General features: G+C 33.1%; 14 protein-coding genes. 6 read left to right on the forward strand and 8 right to left on the reverse strand.

Features of this window, described 5'->3' with window-relative positions; translation table 11 throughout:
* The first annotated feature begins 101 nt into the window (after positions 1 to 101).
* Complete coding sequence (locus PQ462_RS07955; protein ID WP_274253027.1) at positions 102 to 500, forward strand: helix-turn-helix domain-containing protein; 399 nt, start codon at positions 102 to 104, stop codon at positions 498 to 500.
* Positions 501 to 684: 184 nt separating this feature from the next.
* On the opposite strand, the gene PQ462_RS07960 is transcribed toward PQ462_RS07955, so the two are convergent.
* The 6 genes from PQ462_RS07960 to thrA all read right to left on the reverse strand — a co-directional run bounded on the left by PQ462_RS07960 (position 685) and on the right by thrA (position 8,525).
* Entirely contained in the window at positions 685 to 1,119 is a 435-nt protein-coding gene (locus PQ462_RS07960) for a hypothetical protein (RefSeq protein WP_274253028.1), read from the reverse strand.
* Entirely contained in the window at positions 1,109 to 1,573 is a 465-nt protein-coding gene (locus tag PQ462_RS07965; RefSeq protein WP_274253029.1) for a hypothetical protein, read from the reverse strand. Before PQ462_RS07965 ends, PQ462_RS07960 begins: the two co-directional genes overlap by 11 nt.
* A 986-nt stretch (positions 1,574 to 2,559) precedes the next feature.
* Positions 2,560 to 3,249: a hypothetical protein gene (locus tag PQ462_RS07970; RefSeq protein ID WP_274253030.1), complete on the reverse strand. Its 690-nt coding sequence runs from the start codon at positions 3,247 to 3,249 to the stop codon at positions 2,560 to 2,562.
* 100 nt (positions 3,250 to 3,349) lie between these two features.
* On the reverse strand, positions 3,350 to 4,639 hold the full coding sequence (gene thrC / locus PQ462_RS07975) for a threonine synthase (RefSeq protein ID WP_274253031.1): 1,290 nt from the start codon (positions 4,637 to 4,639) through the stop codon (positions 3,350 to 3,352).
* Between the two features lie 350 nt (positions 4,640 to 4,989).
* The gene (locus tag PQ462_RS07980; RefSeq protein ID WP_274253032.1) at positions 4,990 to 5,910 is read right to left on the reverse strand and encodes a homoserine kinase; all 921 of its coding nucleotides are present in this window, start codon (positions 5,908 to 5,910) and stop codon (positions 4,990 to 4,992) included.
* Positions 5,911 to 6,077: 167 nt separating this feature from the next.
* Positions 6,078 to 8,525, reverse strand: a complete 2,448-nt coding sequence (gene thrA / locus PQ462_RS07985) for a bifunctional aspartate kinase/homoserine dehydrogenase I (RefSeq protein WP_274253033.1) — start codon at positions 8,523 to 8,525, stop codon at positions 6,078 to 6,080.
* 643 nt (positions 8,526 to 9,168) lie between these two features.
* On the opposite strand from thrA, the gene hutH reads away from it, so the two are divergent.
* The 5 genes from hutH to PQ462_RS08010 all read left to right on the forward strand — a co-directional run bounded on the left by hutH (position 9,169) and on the right by PQ462_RS08010 (position 14,896).
* Positions 9,169 to 10,683, forward strand: coding sequence for a histidine ammonia-lyase (hutH, locus tag PQ462_RS07990; RefSeq protein ID WP_274253034.1), 1,515 nt, complete (start codon positions 9,169 to 9,171; stop codon positions 10,681 to 10,683).
* A gap of 49 nt (positions 10,684 to 10,732) precedes the next feature.
* Entirely contained in the window at positions 10,733 to 11,377 is a 645-nt protein-coding gene (locus tag PQ462_RS07995) for a DUF47 domain-containing protein (RefSeq protein ID WP_012024643.1), read from the forward strand.
* 30 nt (positions 11,378 to 11,407) lie between these two features.
* Positions 11,408 to 12,739 (forward strand): inorganic phosphate transporter, encoded by a 1,332-nt coding sequence (locus PQ462_RS08000; RefSeq protein WP_274253035.1) that lies wholly within the window; start codon positions 11,408 to 11,410, stop codon positions 12,737 to 12,739.
* A 242-nt stretch (positions 12,740 to 12,981) separates the two neighbouring features.
* Positions 12,982 to 13,494, forward strand: coding sequence for a hypothetical protein (locus tag PQ462_RS08005; protein ID WP_274253037.1), 513 nt, complete (start codon positions 12,982 to 12,984; stop codon positions 13,492 to 13,494).
* A gap of 34 nt (positions 13,495 to 13,528) precedes the next feature.
* On the forward strand, positions 13,529 to 14,896 hold the full coding sequence (locus tag PQ462_RS08010) for an SMI1/KNR4 family protein (RefSeq protein WP_274253038.1): 1,368 nt from the start codon (positions 13,529 to 13,531) through the stop codon (positions 14,894 to 14,896).
* Positions 14,897 to 14,943: 47 nt separating this feature from the next.
* Here the strand turns inward: PQ462_RS08010 and PQ462_RS08015 are convergent, their stop codons facing one another.
* On the reverse strand, positions 14,944 to 15,462 hold the full coding sequence (locus PQ462_RS08015) for a DUF421 domain-containing protein (protein WP_012024647.1): 519 nt from the start codon (positions 15,460 to 15,462) through the stop codon (positions 14,944 to 14,946).
* A 107-nt stretch (positions 15,463 to 15,569) separates the two neighbouring features.
* Positions 15,570 to 16,937 (reverse strand): 30S ribosomal protein S6--L-glutamate ligase, encoded by a 1,368-nt coding sequence (rimK, locus tag PQ462_RS08020; RefSeq protein WP_012024648.1) that lies wholly within the window; start codon positions 16,935 to 16,937, stop codon positions 15,570 to 15,572.
* Positions 16,938 to 16,975: the final 38 nt, after the last annotated feature.

Here is a 16,975-nt window from a genome sequence, read left to right on the forward strand (position 1 = left end):
AGATTTTGAGTTACAAAAATATTTACGTTTGTATATCACAAATGGACTTAGTTTTTTACAAAAATCTATTTTTCCTTAAGAATTTTAAATATCTTTGAATTATGAGTACAGCAACAAAACCAAAACATATCGGCAGAAATATAAGCCGTATCAGAGAGCTTAAAGATATGAAGCAGGAAGCTCTGGCAGATGCTTTAGGAATAACCCAGCAGACCATTTCGAATATTGAAAACAGCGAAACGGTTGACGAACAAAGATTAATTGAGATTGCAAAAGCTCTTGGGGTTTCTGTTGAAGCAATTAAAAACTTTTCGGAAGAAGCGGTTTTTAATATTATTGGAAATACTTTTCAGGATCACGGTACTATTCCTATTATTACTACAGGTGATTACAATTGTACTTTTAATCCTTTAGATAAAGTAGTTGAACTTTACGAACGTTTGGTGCAAGCTGAAAAAGATAAAGTTGAGTATTTGGAGAAGTTATTGAATGGGAAATAAAGTTTTAAGACATATAATAAAAAAAGAGGTTTTAATTAGATCTCTTTTTTATTTTTAAAAAGTTTAAGATTAGTTTTCTACGTATTTAGATCGTGTTCTTCCTAAGTAGGGATATAAAAAAAACTCCCACACTAGCGGAAGTTTTCTTTGTAACTTTATAAAGTTTTTATTGTAAGTTTAAACTTTATAGTTTTTTTGATTTATCGTGAAAGTCCTTCAATACCGTTAAAGCTTCAGTAGCAACTTGTAGTCTTTGCTTTCCAACATTGTAATTTATATATCTTGCAAAATGACAAACTCCTTTTAAATCTTTATAGGAATTTTTAACATCGTCATTATCAACATAGTTTTCAACTATGTTTTCTAAAATCCGATGCGCATTTGCTTGATTTAACGATCTATTGGCTTTTATATATTCGGCAAAAGTATTAAAATTTTTCATTGTCCTTTCAGAAGGGCATATGTATTGACTAGGAAACAATGCACTCTGTAAGAATTTTATTCCTGAATAAAAACCTGTAGTTATGGCCCAATCATCGTAGTTGCCATCTTCTAATAACTGAGTATGTAATTTATAGTTATGCTCAGCGTGATCTAAATCTTTAGTTCTATTTATCATATTTAAAAACAAAACCTTCAGATGCAATAATTGAATTGTCAATTTCTTCTGAATGAGGCATAAATGAAAAATTTAAAGATAAATCATCAATACTTTTGTTGATCTCTCTGGCATACTTATATGCATTCCATCTTTTTTCTTTATTATAATAATCCTCGTCAGCAATTATTACAAGAGTATCAAACTCTTTAGGTGTTACGAAACGTAAATACATCTCTTCAACCTTAATGGTTTCATTCTTTAATTTTTCAAACAAATAATTTGAAGAGACAGAGGATAATTGTAAGCCGCTTTTTATGAGTTCTTTGACCTCTTTCATTACCGATTCTTTTCCTTTAAAATAAGCATTCAAAACCTCATCAGCAGTAAATTGGCCACCTACTACTTTAAAATTTAAAGGATTTTGAATCTCTGTATTTACAGATGATGTTATCATGTCTTGAGTTTTATTCATACATCAAAAGTAAGATTGTTCTTTAATATTAATGTTATAGAATTTTTATTTTTTATTTCAATTTAATGTTGCAAATATAACAACAATTTTTTTATAATCTGCACACTATAAGTTGTTTAGGAGTTACTGAAGTTTTTTATCTTACGAACATATGTTCGTAAGATAAAAAACTTCAGTATCATGTAGCAAAAGTATAAGAAAATTATAATAAAAACAAATCTATTTTCTATAAAGTGATAATGTTTAAGTGATTTTTATTTTGATGAAATGTGGGTTTATAGTTAATTATTTTAATTTCAAAATTAAATAAGCAAATTTTTGTGAAATATATTTAATTATGCAATTTTGTGCCAAGTGACTGTATAAAAGTGTATTTAAATTTAAAACATTCTAAATTAAAAATTGTAATAATAGTTAATCTTTAAATATTTTTCTATTTGGTCAGTTTTTCTCTTTAACAGGTTTGTTTTGTTACATCGGTGTGATTTTTATATAACTGTTGTTTATCTTCTTTTATAGCAGTAAAACTTTTCGGAAAGTTTCCTTAAGGTATTTTTTTATTTATATAAGTATGTATATTTATATAAATATTCTACTGTTGTATAGGAAGAAACTGATTGTTAATTATCTGCTAGGCAAAGATAATCTATCATGTAAGAATAGAAGTTTTTTTTTGTTTGGTGTTTCAATAGATTCAGTAGGTTTTTAAGATTCTTTCAAATAGAAATTTACTTTGCAGAGATGTATTGATTATCTTTATATAAACAACTTTATTATTGTATTTAAAATTTAAGTGCTAAGTTATAGTGTTTAATCTAAATTAAAAAATGATTAAGTTCATTAATGCTTTAATATGTTAAAAAGATATAACGGCCATTGCTAGCGCGAGCGTCTCGCTCGTGCACATTCCAATGTTTTTGAATTTCTTTGTCGTCACGAGCGGGACGCTCGAACTAGCCCGTGATAAATCTTTAAGCAAGAATAGATTAATGCCATATTACTTGAATCGCAAAATAATTTTGGATAAATATTTTGACTTGAGTAGAAGTTTTACTTTGAATGACACAATATTGATAAACTTTATCTTGAACATTTTCCCAATTTAAATAAGGGACATTGTTAGCGAAGTGGACATTCATAGTTCCTCTGCTTCCAACTTCAGGAGCTATATCTAATTCTTTAGTTTCAAAAAAAGAATCTATTTCTTCATCAGACATTTTGTTTATAGTAGTGATGCCAATGTGCTTCGGATCATCAAATTTTGGTTCACTAGTTTCAAATTTAATATGCCCTTTAGCTAGTTTGGTAATGACATTTTTAAATCTATTTTCTTCAAAATTAAAAACTTTTATATTGTTTTTATAAGAGAAGGAGTTTTCAATGCGTTGTTGTAATTTTTCATTTTTTGAAAGAACATTTTTAATTTTGGTTCGCTCTAATTTTTCTATTTCGGTAGTTCCATGTATTATGCATTCAATTGAACAAGCAAAATATTGCTCATCTAAAGAAAAGCTTTGGTTACATTCATCGCAACAAAAAACAACAGGTAAATTTTCAGGAAAAGGTTCATCTAATAAAATTTTAGAAGGTACATGATCACGTGTTCCGTGTTTATCTCCACAGTATGTACATGTCATATCAAGTCTTTCATCACTAAAAGTTGGTATTGCTCTCAATATTTAATATTTTTAATAAATATAATAAAAAAGACTACATATTTCATTGAAATTATCAATGCAATATGTAGTCTTATAATTTTAAAATAAGATAAATTATTTACCCCAAGAAAGCCTTCAACTCCTCATAAGTCCCAATTTTCACACTAACTTTCTCCTCATTAATAACACTCTCAATTTGAGCAGGAATCGGAAGCGTAATTCCCAAAGCAGGTTCAACAACATCTAAAAATTTAATAGGATGTGCTGTTTCTAAGAAAATTCCAATGGCGTTAGGATGTTTTTCTAGTTCTTTTTTCAAGCCTAAATAACCCACAGCGCCGTGAGGTTCTGCTATGTAACCGTCTGTGTTGTAGATTTTCTTTAGAGCTTCAAGCGTTTCTTCATCAGTATAGCTATAAGAAGAAAAATCTTTTTCGAAAGCTTTTAAGTCATTGTTATACAATTCCTGAATTCTAATAAAGTTGCTTGGGTTTCCAACATCCATGGCGTTAGAGATTGTTGCTTTAGAAGGTTTTGGGTCGTATTTTCCGTTTTCTAAGAATCTTGGCACCGTATCGTTTACGTTTGTCGAAGCAACGAAATGTTCAATTGGCAAACCTAATTTCTTTGCCATAATTCCGGCGCAGATATTTCCGAAGTTTCCGCTTGGGCAAGAGAAAACTAATGGTTTGTTTTGGCTTTTCAACGCTTTGTAAGCAAAGAAGAAATAAAACATTTGCGGCAACCAGCGCGCAATATTAATTGAGTTTGCCGAAGTCAGGTTTTTATGCGCTAAAGTTTCATCTAAAAACGCTTTTTTTACCATATCCTGACAATCGTCAAAAACACCGTCAACTTCAAGCGCTTTAATGTTTTGCCCTAAAGTTGTCAATTGTTTTTCCTGAATATCGCTCACTTTTCCAGACGGATATAAAATGACAACATCAACACCGTCAACGCCAAGAAATCCGCTAGCAACGGCTCCGCCTGTATCTCCAGAAGTAGCTACTAAAACGGTGTTTTTAGCGTCTTTTTTGTCTTTATTGAAATAGCCCAGACAACGCGACATAAAACGCGCTCCAACGTCTTTAAACGCCATTGTTGGTCCGTGGAATAATTCTAACGAATAGATTCCGTCTTCGACTTTCACAACCGGAAAATCAAAAACTAAAGTTTCGGCAATGATTTCTTTTAGTTTTTCTGCTGGAATTTCGTCGCCAACAAATTGTTTAATCGCTTCAAAAGCAATTTCTTCATGGCTTAAACTTTTGATTTTATCAAAAAATGAAGGATCAAGCGGTGTAATGCTTTCTGGGAAATATAATCCTTTGTCAGTTGCTAATCCTTGTATAACAGCTTCTTGAAAAGAAACTTTTGGGGCATTATGGTTTAAACTGTAGTATTTCATTGGTTGTTTTTTATTTAACCGCAAAGCACGCAAGGAATTGGTTTCTTTTGAAAACGCAGAGTTCGCAAAGCTTTGTGGTTATTTAAATTGTTTTTTTATTTCAATAGTTATTTTTAAGCATTTTTGTCATTTCGACGTGAGGAGAAATCTTCGCAAGTAAATCCGCAACGTTATTCCAATCTTTGTTGAGCTTCTCGTGTGATCCTTCGTTCCTCAGGATGACAAACTGTGCTGTTATACTTTGCGTGGGCTTCGACGGAGTTTATCCTAAGGAACGAAGGGCTCAGCCTGACAGACGTCTCGTATAAATCTTAATACTTAATACTTAATACTTAATACTTAATACTCTTCTACAAAATTCTTACACCGCCTGGATTAATTTTCGAAACGTGAATTTCATACGGCAAATTCATTTTTTCGTAAACGTCGCTCATAGCTTTTGCGATTTGGTCGGCGGTTTCTTTTCCTCTGCTTAAAGCGAAAATCGACGGACCAGAACCTGAAATTCCAGAACCTAAAGCGCCGTTTTCGTAAGCTGTTTGTTTGATTTGATCAAAACCAGGAATTAAAACACTTCTTAATGGCTCAACGATTTCATCATGAAGCGAACGCCCGATTAATTCGTAATCTTTAGTGTAAAGACCTGCTACTAATCCGCCCACATTTCCCCATTGCATAATGGCGCTTTTTAGGGAAACATTTTGTTTTAAAACCGAACGCGCGTCAGACGTTTTTAACTCAATTTGCGGGTGAACCACCGTTGCGTATAATTCCTCCGGACTGTCAATTCTGATAATATCAAGCGGTGCATAACTTCTTACCAAAGTAAAGCCGCCTAAAAGGGCAGGAGCAACGTTGTCGGCATGCGCGTTTCCGCTGGCTAATTTTTCGCCCTGCATCGCAAACTGAACCAAATCTTTACGAGAATACGGTCTTCCTAATAATTCATTAATTCCGAAAACCGCTCCGGCAGAACTTGCCGCACTGCTTCCAATTCCGCTTCCGGCTTTTATGTTTTTATAAATTTCGATTTCGAATCCAAAATCCAATTCGTCCAAAGTTTCTAACATTGCCAAAGCAGCAACTCCGGAAACGTTTTTCTCGGTTTCCAAAGGTAAATCGGCACCGACAATTTTAGTGATTCGAACTCCTTTTTGATCGACTTTTCGAACAATCATTTCATCGCCCGCATTGTCTAAGCAAAGTCCCAATACGTCAAATCCGCATGAGAGATTGGCAATTGTAGCGGGACAGAATAATTTTATTTCCATTTCTTTTTAAAGGTTCTAAGGTTCTGAGTTGCTAAGGTTCTAAGGTTTTTGCTTTGCAAACTATCACCATTTTTTTTAAAGGTTTTGAGACTCTGAGTTGCTGAGGTTCTAAGGTTTAGTAGATAAAAAAACTTAGAACCTTAGCACCTTAGTATCTTAGCACCTCACTAAATGTTTCCTATTCGAATAACGTCAGCAAAAATTCCCGATGCTGTTACTGCTGCTCCGGCACCGGCTCCTTTGATTAATAAAGGCTGATCTACGTAACGATCTGTGTAGAAAAGCACGATATTATCTTTTCCTTCTAAATTGTAGAAAGGATGATCTTTTGGGATGAATTGCAGACCTACGCTTGCTTTTCCGTTTTCGAATTGCGCCACGTATTTCAATCTTGAATCTTTGGCTAAAGCTTCTTTATAAATACCTTCAAAATGAGCAGCGTGTTTGATTAACGATGCGAAGAAATCTTCGTTGTTTGTTGTTGCTAAACATTCTGCCGGCAGGAACGATTCGTTTGCAATGGCATCAATATCCATTTCGTAACCGCTTTCGCGAATTAAAATTAGGATTTTACGAGCAACATCAATTCCGCTTAAGTCGATTTTTGGATCTGGTTCTGTGAATCCCTGAACTCCGGCTTCTTTTACCACATCGTGGAAAGAGTTATTTTCGTTAAAATTGTTGAAAATAAAGTTCAGACTTCCTGATAAAACCGCCTGAATTTTATGCACTTTATCGCCAGATGCAATAAGGTTTTTAACGGTATCGATAATTGGCAGTCCTGCACCAACATTCGTTTCAAACAAAAATGGAGCGTTGTATTGGCGAGATAAGCTTTTTAGTTTTTTATAATTGTCGTAAGCAGATGAACAAGCGATTTTATTACAAGTTACAACGGCAATACTTTCTTTTAAGAATTTCTCGTACATTTCAGAAACGCTTGCATTTGCTGTAATATCTACGAAAATACTGTTACGTAAATTCAGTTCTTTTGCACGGGCGATAAATTCTGCAGCAACTGCATTTTCTCCTTTTTCCAAAGTCGACTGCCAGTCTTTTAAAGATATTCCGTCTTCATCAAAAATCATTTTTCTTGAGTTTGATAAAGCAATTACGCGAACATTAATTTTTAAAACATCTTTTAAGAATTTTCTTTGGTTGTGAATCTGCTCGATGAATTTTTCTCCCACATTTCCAACTCCCATTACAAATAAGTTGAGCTGTTTTGTGTTTTCTTCAAAGAAGTTTTCGTGTAAAGTGTTCAGTGCTTTTTTAACGTCTCTTTCGTTAATTACAGTCGAAATGTTTCTTTCAGAAGCACCTTGCGCAATGGCACGAATGTTTACGTTGTTTTTTCCTAAAGTACTGAACATTCTTCCGCTTAATCCCTGGTGATTTTTCATGTTTTCACCAACCAAAGCAATAATGCAAAGGTCTTTTTCTACATAACAAGGATCGATTTTGTTTTGCGAAATTTCGATTTCAAAAGCTCTGTTAATTGCAGCTTCGGCTTTATCAGCATCAGAATTCAGGATTCCGATACAAATTGAATGCTCAGAAGAAGCCTGAGTAATAAAAATCACGTTGATTTTTTCCTGAGACAATACTTCAAACAAACGTCTAGACGAACCCGCAACTCCAATCATTCCCGGACCTTCAAGAGTTACAAGTGAAATATTATCGATATGGCTTATTCCTTTTACAACTGTATCTTTTGATACAACAGTGTCAGAAATCAAAGTTCCAACAGCTTCCGGCTCAAAAGTATTTTTGATTAAAATAGGAATATTTTTTCTTAAAACCGGCTGAATTGTTGGCGGATATAAAACTTTTGCTCCAAAATGCGACAATTCCATCGCTTCCTGATATGAAATGTTTGCAATTGGCTGTGCTTGTTTTACGATTTTTGGGTTTGCAGTAAACATTCCGTTTACGTCAGTCCAAATTTCCAATTGTTCAGCATCTAAGGCTCCTGCTATAATTGCAGCAGTATAATCAGAACCGCCGCGTCCTAAAGTTGAAGTAATTCCGTCTAAAGTCTGCGCAATAAATCCCGGAAGAATATTTATTTTTGCTTTATTTTCAGCAAAATATTCTTTAATCAGCTGATTTGAAACTTCAAAGTTAACAGCTGCTTTTCCAAAATTATTATCAGTTTTAATTAATTCACGGCTGTCTTTATAAACGGCATCTTTTTCAGTTTGCTGAAATGCCTGTGCAATGATGAATGATGAAAGTAATTCTCCGAAACTTAAAATAGTATCGGCAGTTCTTGGAGACAATTCGCCTAATAAGAAACAACCGTCTAATAAAGTTTCTAAATGATTGATGATTCTTTTTACGTGGCTTAAAAGACTGCTTTGTTCACTTACGGGAATTAGTTCTTTTAAAGTATCAAGGTGTTTTTTCTCGATTTCGGCTACAACTTCTCTAAAGCTTTCATCGTTTGCCGCCGCTTTTGCCGCTGCAGATTGAAGCAAATCGGTCACTTTGCTAAGAGCAGAAACGACAACAACAAGTTTGTCATTTTTAGCTTTTTGATTAACAATTTCGAGAACGAGTTTTATATTTTGAGCATTGGCTACAGAAGTTCCGCCAAATTTTAATACTTTCATTTTGTGATATTTTTTAATAAGGTGCAAAGATTTTGAGTAACAAAGGTTCAAAGGTTATTAACTGTGAACTGAAACTGAAAACTGCGGCTTTTTTTTTCTTTGTAAATGTTTTTTATGTATCCAATAACTCTCTTCTTTCAAGAAAAAAGTATAGGTAACCTAGGATTATATGTAAAAATGTATACCCCTAAGGGGTAGTAGTTGTTGTAGTAGAAATTGTGGCAGCAGCAATTGCAGCTCCTGTTTGAGCTGTAATAATTGTAGATTGATATTTTATGCTGTTACTTTTCATTTGATTTTTCAAAAGTACAGCTTTTTATAAAAGTTAAAAACTTCAAAAGCCTTTTTACGAATATTTTAATAATTCAAATCTCTGCAATTCAATATTGAGCATTTGTTAAAATTAGATATGTTAAGTTGAGTTTTTAATATATTTCAGAATTCATTTAATAAAGAAACAGGATTGGCAGTGTTTTGATTTTTAATAAAAACTGCCGGAAAAAGCACTAGCTGACACCATTTTACTATTGTTAAAAAAATAAAAGTATAGAAATGTGCAGGTTAAATTTTTAATTATTGTGATAAAATGTTGCTTTTTAATGTTGATTTGTTGAATTTTGACGTTTTAAAATTTGAAATCATCATGAGAGAAATCCATTATATAAGTACAGAAACGATCACTTTAGAAACACTTCACGAAATTTTATCAAATAACAAAACACTTGAACTGTCTGAAGAAGCTAAAGTAAACGTTCAAAAATGCCGTGATTATTTAGATAAAAAAATGGCAACGCATACAGCGCCCATTTATGGTATTAATACTGGTTTTGGATCTCTTTACAGCGTAAAAATCTCGAATGAAAATTTATCTAAACTTCAGGAAAACCTTGTAAAATCTCACGCCTGCGGAACAGGGGAGGAAGTTCCTGCAGAAATTGTAAAAATGATGCTTTTATTAAAGATTCAATCTTTAAGCTACGGGCATTCTGGAATTCAGTTAATTACATTACAGCGTTTGGTTGATTTTTATAATAATGATGTTTTACCAATAATTTATACGCAGGGTTCACTTGGAGCTTCTGGCGATTTAGCACCTTTAGCGCATTTATCTTTGCCTTTAATTGGTGAAGGAAAAGTGTATTTTGAAGGAAAAAAAACAGAATCAGCAGAAGTTTTAAAACATTTTAACTGGGAGCCAATTATTTTACAGTCAAAAGAAGGTTTGGCTTTGTTAAACGGAACTCAGTTTATGAGTGCTTATGGCGCTCATATTTTAATTAAAGCATATAAATATTCGTATCTGGCAGATTTAATTGGAACCATTTCTTTAGAAGGTTTTGATGGAAGAATCGAGCCGTTTAACGAATTGATACATTATATACGTCCGCACAAAGGGCAGATCGTAACGGCGCAGCGAATTACAGAATTTTTAGACGGAAGCGAAATCATTGCTCAGGAAAAGAAACACGTTCAGGATCCGTATTCTTTCCGTTGTATGCCTCAGGTTCACGGCGCTTCAAAAGATGCAATTGATTATGTTAGAAAGGTTTTCAAAACAGAGATCAATTCAGTAACCGATAATCCTAATATATTTATTGAAGCCGATCAGATTATTTCGGGCGGAAATTTCCACGGGCAGCCTTTGGCTTTGGCTTTAGATTTTATGGCAATTGCTTTGGCAGAATTAGGAAGTATTTCTGAAAGAAGAACGTATCAGTTAATTTCCGGATTGCGTAACCTTCCTGCATTTTTAGTTGATAATCCGGGATTAAATTCTGGATTTATGATTCCGCAGTATACTGCTGCAAGTATTGCCAGCCAGAATAAACAATTGGCAACGCCTGCCAGTATTGACAGTATTGTTTCGAGTAACGGACAAGAAGATCACGTAAGCATGGGGGCAAACGGTGCAACAAAAGCCTTACGAATTTTAGATAATTTAGAGCGTATTTTAGCAATCGAATTATTAAATGCTTCACAGGCAATTGCCTACAGAGAGCCTTTAAAATCAAGTGATTTTATTGAAATGTTTTTAAATAGTTACAGAGAAGTAGTGCCTTTGGTAAAAGAAGACAGAATCTTACATAATGATATAGAAAACACAGTGTTATTCCTGGAGAGTTTCCAAATAGAAAACGATTTGTTAACAATGGCTTAACATTGCAAAGTATTAATGGAAGTAATTTTGCACTATCAAAAATATAAAAATGTCAATAAACAGTATTTTCCAATTTTTAGTGCCGAAAGACAAGAAATTCTTTCCACTTTTTGAAGAAGCTTCAAGCAATTTAATTGAATTAGCTTCTAACTTACACGAAGCTGTAAACCTTCCATTAAAAGAAAGAGAAATTCTTTTTCAAAAGATTGACGAATTAGAACAAAAGGGCGAAGACATTACACGTCAGACCAATTTGGAATTAAGCAGAAACTTTATTACTCCATTTGATAGAGAGGATATTCATACATTAATTACTTCTATTGATAACGTTGCTGATTACCTTCATGGTGCAGCAAGCCGTATGAGATTATATCAGGTTGATAAGATTACAAAATCTATCAGAAAAATGACTGAGATTAATCTTGAAGCTTGTCAAAACATTGACAGCGCTGTAAAAGAGTTAAGAAATTTACAGAATTTTAAAATCATTAAAGATGCTTGTGCCAGAATTAATAAACTGGAGAACAAATCTGATAATGTTTATAATAAAGCAGTTTTTGAAATTTTTGAAAACGAAACAGATGCTAAAAACATCATTAAATATAAAGAAGTTTTATCTGTTTTAGAATCAGCGACAGACAAATGTAAAAGTGTTGCAAACATACTAGAATCTATTTCTGTAAAACATTCTTAATTCAATTTTTCAATCTGAAGTTATAACTTTATGACGCTACTTATATTAATTATAGTATTGGCCTTAATTTTTGATTACATCAATGGTTTTCATGATGCGGCAAATGCTATAGCGACTGTTGTTGCCACAAAGGTTTTGACACCTTTTCAGGCGGTTGTCTGGGCAGCATTTTTTAACTTTTTGGCTTATTGGGTTTTCGGATTTGGTGTTGCAGATACTGTTGCCAAAACTGCGCACACCATGGAAATTAACCTGGTTGTAATTCTCGCTGGAGTAATTGCGGCAATCTGCTGGAACTTATTGACTTGGTGGTTAGGAATTCCTTCAAGTTCTTCACATACATTAATTGGAGGTTTTGCCGGAGCAGCTGTTGCACATGCAATCGCAGTTCACGGTTTTTCTGGCTATGTTGGAGAAGACGGTGCAACACATTATTGGTATGAAATTGTAAGCTGGTATAAGGCAGGAAAAGATGGTGCAATGCCCTCGGGAGTCCTTATTATTATTGCTTTTATAGTTCTTGCGCCATTATTAGGAGCTTTGGCTTCTTATTTAATTTCTATCTGGTTATTAAATGCTTCTCGAAAAAGTATTGGTCCTAAAATCTTTACTGGAGCATTAATGATTGCTACAATCGTATTTGTATACTATCAGATGATTCCTTATTCAGAGATTGATAAACCAAGATTTGATTCTCATTTTTGGAGTGTTGCTTTTGAAGCCCACAATATTAAATGGTTTTTAGTTGCGTTCATCGTCTTGACAGTTAGTGGTTTTTGTTTAATATTCAGTAGCTTAAACCTTCATCAGGCTGACGCTGCTTTGAAAAAAATGCAATTACTATCTTCTGCAGCGTTTAGTTTAGGACACGGAGGAAATGACTCTCAAAAAGTAATGGGAATTATTGCTGCTGCGGTTGCTGTTTATATCAATACCAATCACGGTGTACATATGGATGCCTGGTTAGATGTTGTTCTGCCAAATGAAGATTTAGGAATTAAAGGACAAATGCCAAGCTGGATTCCGTTAGCATGTTATTCTGCAATTGCAGCCGGAACCTTAAGCGGTGGATGGAAAATTGTAAAAACAATGGGATCTAAAATCACAAAAGTAAGTTCGTTTGAAGGTGTTGCAGCTGAAACTGCAGGAGCTTTAACGCTTTACTTTACAGAACATTTAAAAATTCCGGTAAGTACAACACATACTATTACAGGATCTATTATTGGTGTTGGATTAACAAAACGTGTATCTGCAGTTCGCTGGGGAGTTACAGTAAGTTTAGTTTGGGCCTGGATTTTGACTATTCCAATTTCGGCTATATTAGCAGGTTTGGTTTATTTTATACTAAGTGTATTTATTTAGTAAAATGATTATCGAAAAATGTGAGTTGTAAATTGCATTTTCTTAAATATTTAAAAGCCGATTTCAAATTGAAATCGGCTTTTTTGTTTGTATTGATAGATGAATTTTGTGTCTTAGAATGATAGTTTAAAAACTTTTAATGGATATTTTAAAAATGAAACAATAAGACCTTTGCAAAAAAAATAAGAGCAGTGATAAACTTTTGTTTACAGCTCAATTATGTAATATAAAACAAAATACAAATGCAAAGAATTAATCGTTTCTCGGCTTCAGTTGCTGCTTTAATGTTTATGGGTATCACTTTTTGTTCATGTGACAGTAAACCAGATGATAAGAGAAAGGTTTATTTATTGGAAGATAAAAAGAAAGTTACTGATACTCCAGATCAAAAAACAGATTCTATTTCTTATTTCTTAAAAGAATGTGTAAACAGAACACTAACAGGTATTAAGACAGATGAATTAAAATATTTTTCAAAAGAAAAAAACGATACAGTTCTGGTAATTGTTAAAGTTGGAGATATGAAAGGTATTGAAAAATCTTCCAGAAAAGAATTGTTATTTGCTGTTGAAGACTGTCTAAAAGCAGTTGACTATTTTAAAAATAAGAAAATTTATATTGACGTTGAAGGAAGATTTAATACGTTATTAGTCAAAACACCTGTAAAAGCCGATTTAGACGGTAAATTTGCGGATAGTGATTTGATTTTACCATTTTACGGAAAAAATATAATTCCTAATAAAGAAACTAAGTAATTTAGCACACTTAATTTTCTCGTTTTAATAAAATATGAATTCTGAAATAACATATCAAATACAAAGAATCAAAAAGAAGCTGCTTTTAGCAAAAGAAATTGATAAGGACTTAGAAGTTTTTGGAGCAGACAGTCATAAATATGTTGTAGGCGAAACAGCAGCTGCTGATGAAATTTTTGAATTTGAAAAAAAATACAATGTTTCTCTTCCACATTGTTACAAAGCTTTTTTACTGCATATAGGAAATGGTGGGATATCATATGAAAACTCTGCAGCGGGGCCTGGTTATGGAGTATTTCCCTTTGCTGAAAATGTTGATGAATTTGTTTATTCTAATCCAGAGAATTGTTTAAGTCAGAATTGTTTCATTTATCCAAAAATGAGTGATGAATTTTGGGAAGAATCAATCAAAAATATTGAGGAGAACGATGATATTTCCGAGGAAGATTTTGAAGCTGAACTAGGCAGGATATTTGCGGGAATTTTGCCTCTTGGAACACAAGGCTGTTCTTATTATTATGGTCTAGTTTTAAATGGAAAATTTAAAGGACGGGTAGTAAATGTTGATTTAGACAGACAGAAACCTTTTTTTGCTTTTGAGTCTAATTTTTTAGATTGGTACGAACGCTGGTTAGACGGAATTACGGCAGAAACTGCAATGGATGAAAAAGATTTGTTTAATTATACTTTGGGTGGATCGACGGCACATATTTTAGATGTATTTGTTACTACAGAAGGTGAGGAAACAAAATTAGAATGTTTGCTAGGTCTTTTAAAAAAGAAAAAGATTGATTCTCCCACATTAGATATTTTAGAAAAAGAATATAATTTAAGTTCAGGTATAATCCAGAAAAATCTCCTTCAAATACTTGTAAAATTCGATTATGATCGTGCTTATCCTTATTTGATTGATTGGGTTCAAAAAGATTTATTAAGTGTTTTTCAATTTGTATACTGGTATGCAAAAGACAAAAGTCTTGACTGGCTGGAAGTAATTAAAGAAAATGCTTCAAAAATTAACGACGATGAGACTTTTAACTTTTGTACGTATTTATTAAAAGAAACAGGTACTGATTATAGTTCAGTTATAATTTTATTCACTTCGCATAAAGATGTATCAATACGAGTAACTGCCTTTTTTGCGCTTGGGCAGTTAAAAAATAAGGTTGATTATTTAGAAACTTTTATTTTGGGTTTAAATGATAAAGCAAACAGAGTTGTTCATATTACATTACAAGCTTTAGAAGGTATTAACGACAAAAAGCTTTTGCAGCATTATAAAAATATTGCTGTACGATTTCCAAAAGAGAAAGATTATATTTTAATAAATCTAAATCATAGACTTAAAGCTTTTGGATTAACGAATGAAACAATAAAAGAAATAGATCCTGATAACTATTAAACAAAAGCCGATTTCTAATTTGAAATCGGCTTTTTTGATGTTTGTAGTTAAAATTTTTGAAGATTTTTATGATTGTGTTTTCGCTTATAATGCGATTGTTTAAGATGTTTTTGATCTGCAGAAATAACACTTATCGTTCCATCCATTTCCAGCATGGCAAGTTTGATGTCGGTAAGATGTTCTAAACCGTGTTCGCGTGCCGCTTCCTTTAATTCTTCGTGCGAAATATCCAGTCTGCTCAAAGCTTTGAAATCTAATACTCCGTCATGAATTAAAACTTCGGGTTTGTCAAGTATTAAATCGCCTAAGATTTTCGATCTCTTTGTTAGTTTTTTAATGGCAAAGTTAATTACAAATAAAACTAAAGCTGCAACCAAACCGCCAACAAGGCTAGTGTCTGGACCCACCATTGCGTTTTGAACAGAATTGCTGATTAGTAAAATCAGAATAATATCGGCAGTATTTAATTGTGAAAGTTCTTTTTTACCGAAAATGCGAAGGGCAATTGTCATGAAGAAATAAACAGCAACACTTCTAAAAATAATATCTAAATAAGGAAATGACATAACTTTTTATTTTAAAGTTAAATAAAAAAAGCTTTGTCAAAGGTTCTAAACTTTGACAAAGCTGCTAAATTATTTGTAGATAATTAAGTTAAAATGAACTTAACTATCTATAGTTTGAAATTTTTCTCAATCGCTTTAATCATTTCTCCGGCAACATCTTTGTTTGTTGCGCCCTCAATTCCTTCAAGCCCTGGAGAAGAGTTTACTTCAAGTAATAAAGGTCCTTTTGAAGAGCGAATAATATCAACTCCGGCTACTTTTAAATCCATTGCTTTTGCGGCTTTTATGGCAATCTTTTTTTCTTCGGCCGTTACTTTAATTACAGATGCTGTTCCGCCAAGATGTATATTGGCTCTAAATTCACCCGGCATTGCTTCGCGCTGAATAGCTGCAACTACTTTTCCGTCGATTACAAAACAACGTATATCTTTTCCGTTTGCTTCTTTAATAAATTCCTGAACTAAGATGTTGGCATTTAAACTTTTAAAAGCATTAATTACACTTTCTGCAGCTTTTTTGGTTTCGGCTAAAACAACTCCTTTTCCTTGTGTTCCTTCTAATAATTTTACAATTAGAGGTGAACCGCCCACCATTTTAATTAAGTTGTCTGTATCAAGCGGAGAATTGGCAAATCCTGTAGTTGGAATATCAATGCCGCTGTTCAAAAGAAGCTGCAATGAATATAATTTATCTCTGGATTGTGTAATAGCTGTGGCTGAATTTAAAACAAAAACCTTTAAAGCTTCAAACTGACGTGTTAATGCACATCCGTAAAAAGTAATACTCGGACGGATTCGTGGAATAATAGCGTCAAATTCGTTTAGAATTTTTCCGCCTCGGTAGTGAATTTCAGGTTTTTTAGCATCAAGTTTCATGTAACATTCCTTTATGTTCAGAAAGTGCATTTCGTGGCCGCGCATTTCGCCGGCTTCCATAATACGTTTGTTGCTGTATAATTCCGGATTGCTGGCCAAAAGACCAATTCTTAAACCTGTAGTAGCTTTTTCAGAGTTTTGGTATAATTCTTTTAAAGTTTCCGGAGAAGGCTGTCCTAAAAGATATTTTTGTTCAGGATCTACTAAAACTCTTCCGCTCATGGCCTCGCGTCCAAGAAGCATACGAAAACCCATTGAATCACGATTAGTTAAAGTCATTTCAATTGGCCATTTTGCATCGCCAATTTTTAAATGCGTCTGAATAACATAACGATGTTCTCTGTAACCGCTGGAACTTTTTACAATTCGTTTATCAACAAGCGGGGCTTCACAGTGAATAATGGTTTTAATGTTATTTTGAATTGGGTTAATATCAAATTTTACCCAATTAGCATCATTTTTTATAAAAGGAGCAATATTGATTGCATGCATTGCCGAAGTTTTGGCACCAGAATCGACACGAGCTTTAATTGTCGGGATTCCAAGTTCTGGAAATGAGCACCATTCTTCACTGCCTAAAATGACTTTGTTTTGAAGCATATTTTGTTTTTTATTATAGAATTTGAATTCAAAAATAG

Source organism: Flavobacterium sp. KACC 22758, assembly GCF_028736135.1.
GTDB lineage: Bacteria > Bacteroidota > Bacteroidia > Flavobacteriales > Flavobacteriaceae > Flavobacterium > Flavobacterium johnsoniae.

Coding starts and splice junctions, on each gene's coding strand:
- PQ462_RS07955 (WP_274253027.1), top strand. CDS start 102: ATGAGTACAGCAACAAAACCAAAACATATCGGCAGAAATATAAGCCGT.
- PQ462_RS07960 (WP_274253028.1), bottom strand. CDS start 1,119: ATGATAAATAGAACTAAAGATTTAGATCACGCTGAGCATAACTATAAA.
- PQ462_RS07965 (WP_274253029.1), bottom strand. CDS start 1,573: ATGAATAAAACTCAAGACATGATAACATCATCTGTAAATACAGAGATT.
- thrC (WP_274253031.1), bottom strand. CDS start 4,639: ATGAAATACTACAGTTTAAACCATAATGCCCCAAAAGTTTCTTTTCAA.
- PQ462_RS07980 (WP_274253032.1), bottom strand. CDS start 5,910: ATGGAAATAAAATTATTCTGTCCCGCTACAATTGCCAATCTCTCATGC.
- thrA (WP_274253033.1), bottom strand. CDS start 8,525: ATGAAAGTATTAAAATTTGGCGGAACTTCTGTAGCCAATGCTCAAAAT.
- hutH (WP_274253034.1), top strand. CDS start 9,169: ATGAGAGAAATCCATTATATAAGTACAGAAACGATCACTTTAGAAACA.
- PQ462_RS07995 (WP_012024643.1), top strand. CDS start 10,733: ATGTCAATAAACAGTATTTTCCAATTTTTAGTGCCGAAAGACAAGAAA.
- PQ462_RS08000 (WP_274253035.1), top strand. CDS start 11,408: ATGACGCTACTTATATTAATTATAGTATTGGCCTTAATTTTTGATTAC.
- PQ462_RS08005 (WP_274253037.1), top strand. CDS start 12,982: ATGCAAAGAATTAATCGTTTCTCGGCTTCAGTTGCTGCTTTAATGTTT.
- PQ462_RS08010 (WP_274253038.1), top strand. CDS start 13,529: ATGAATTCTGAAATAACATATCAAATACAAAGAATCAAAAAGAAGCTG.
- PQ462_RS08015 (WP_012024647.1), bottom strand. CDS start 15,462: ATGTCATTTCCTTATTTAGATATTATTTTTAGAAGTGTTGCTGTTTAT.
- rimK (WP_012024648.1), bottom strand. CDS start 16,937: ATGCTTCAAAACAAAGTCATTTTAGGCAGTGAAGAATGGTGCTCATTT.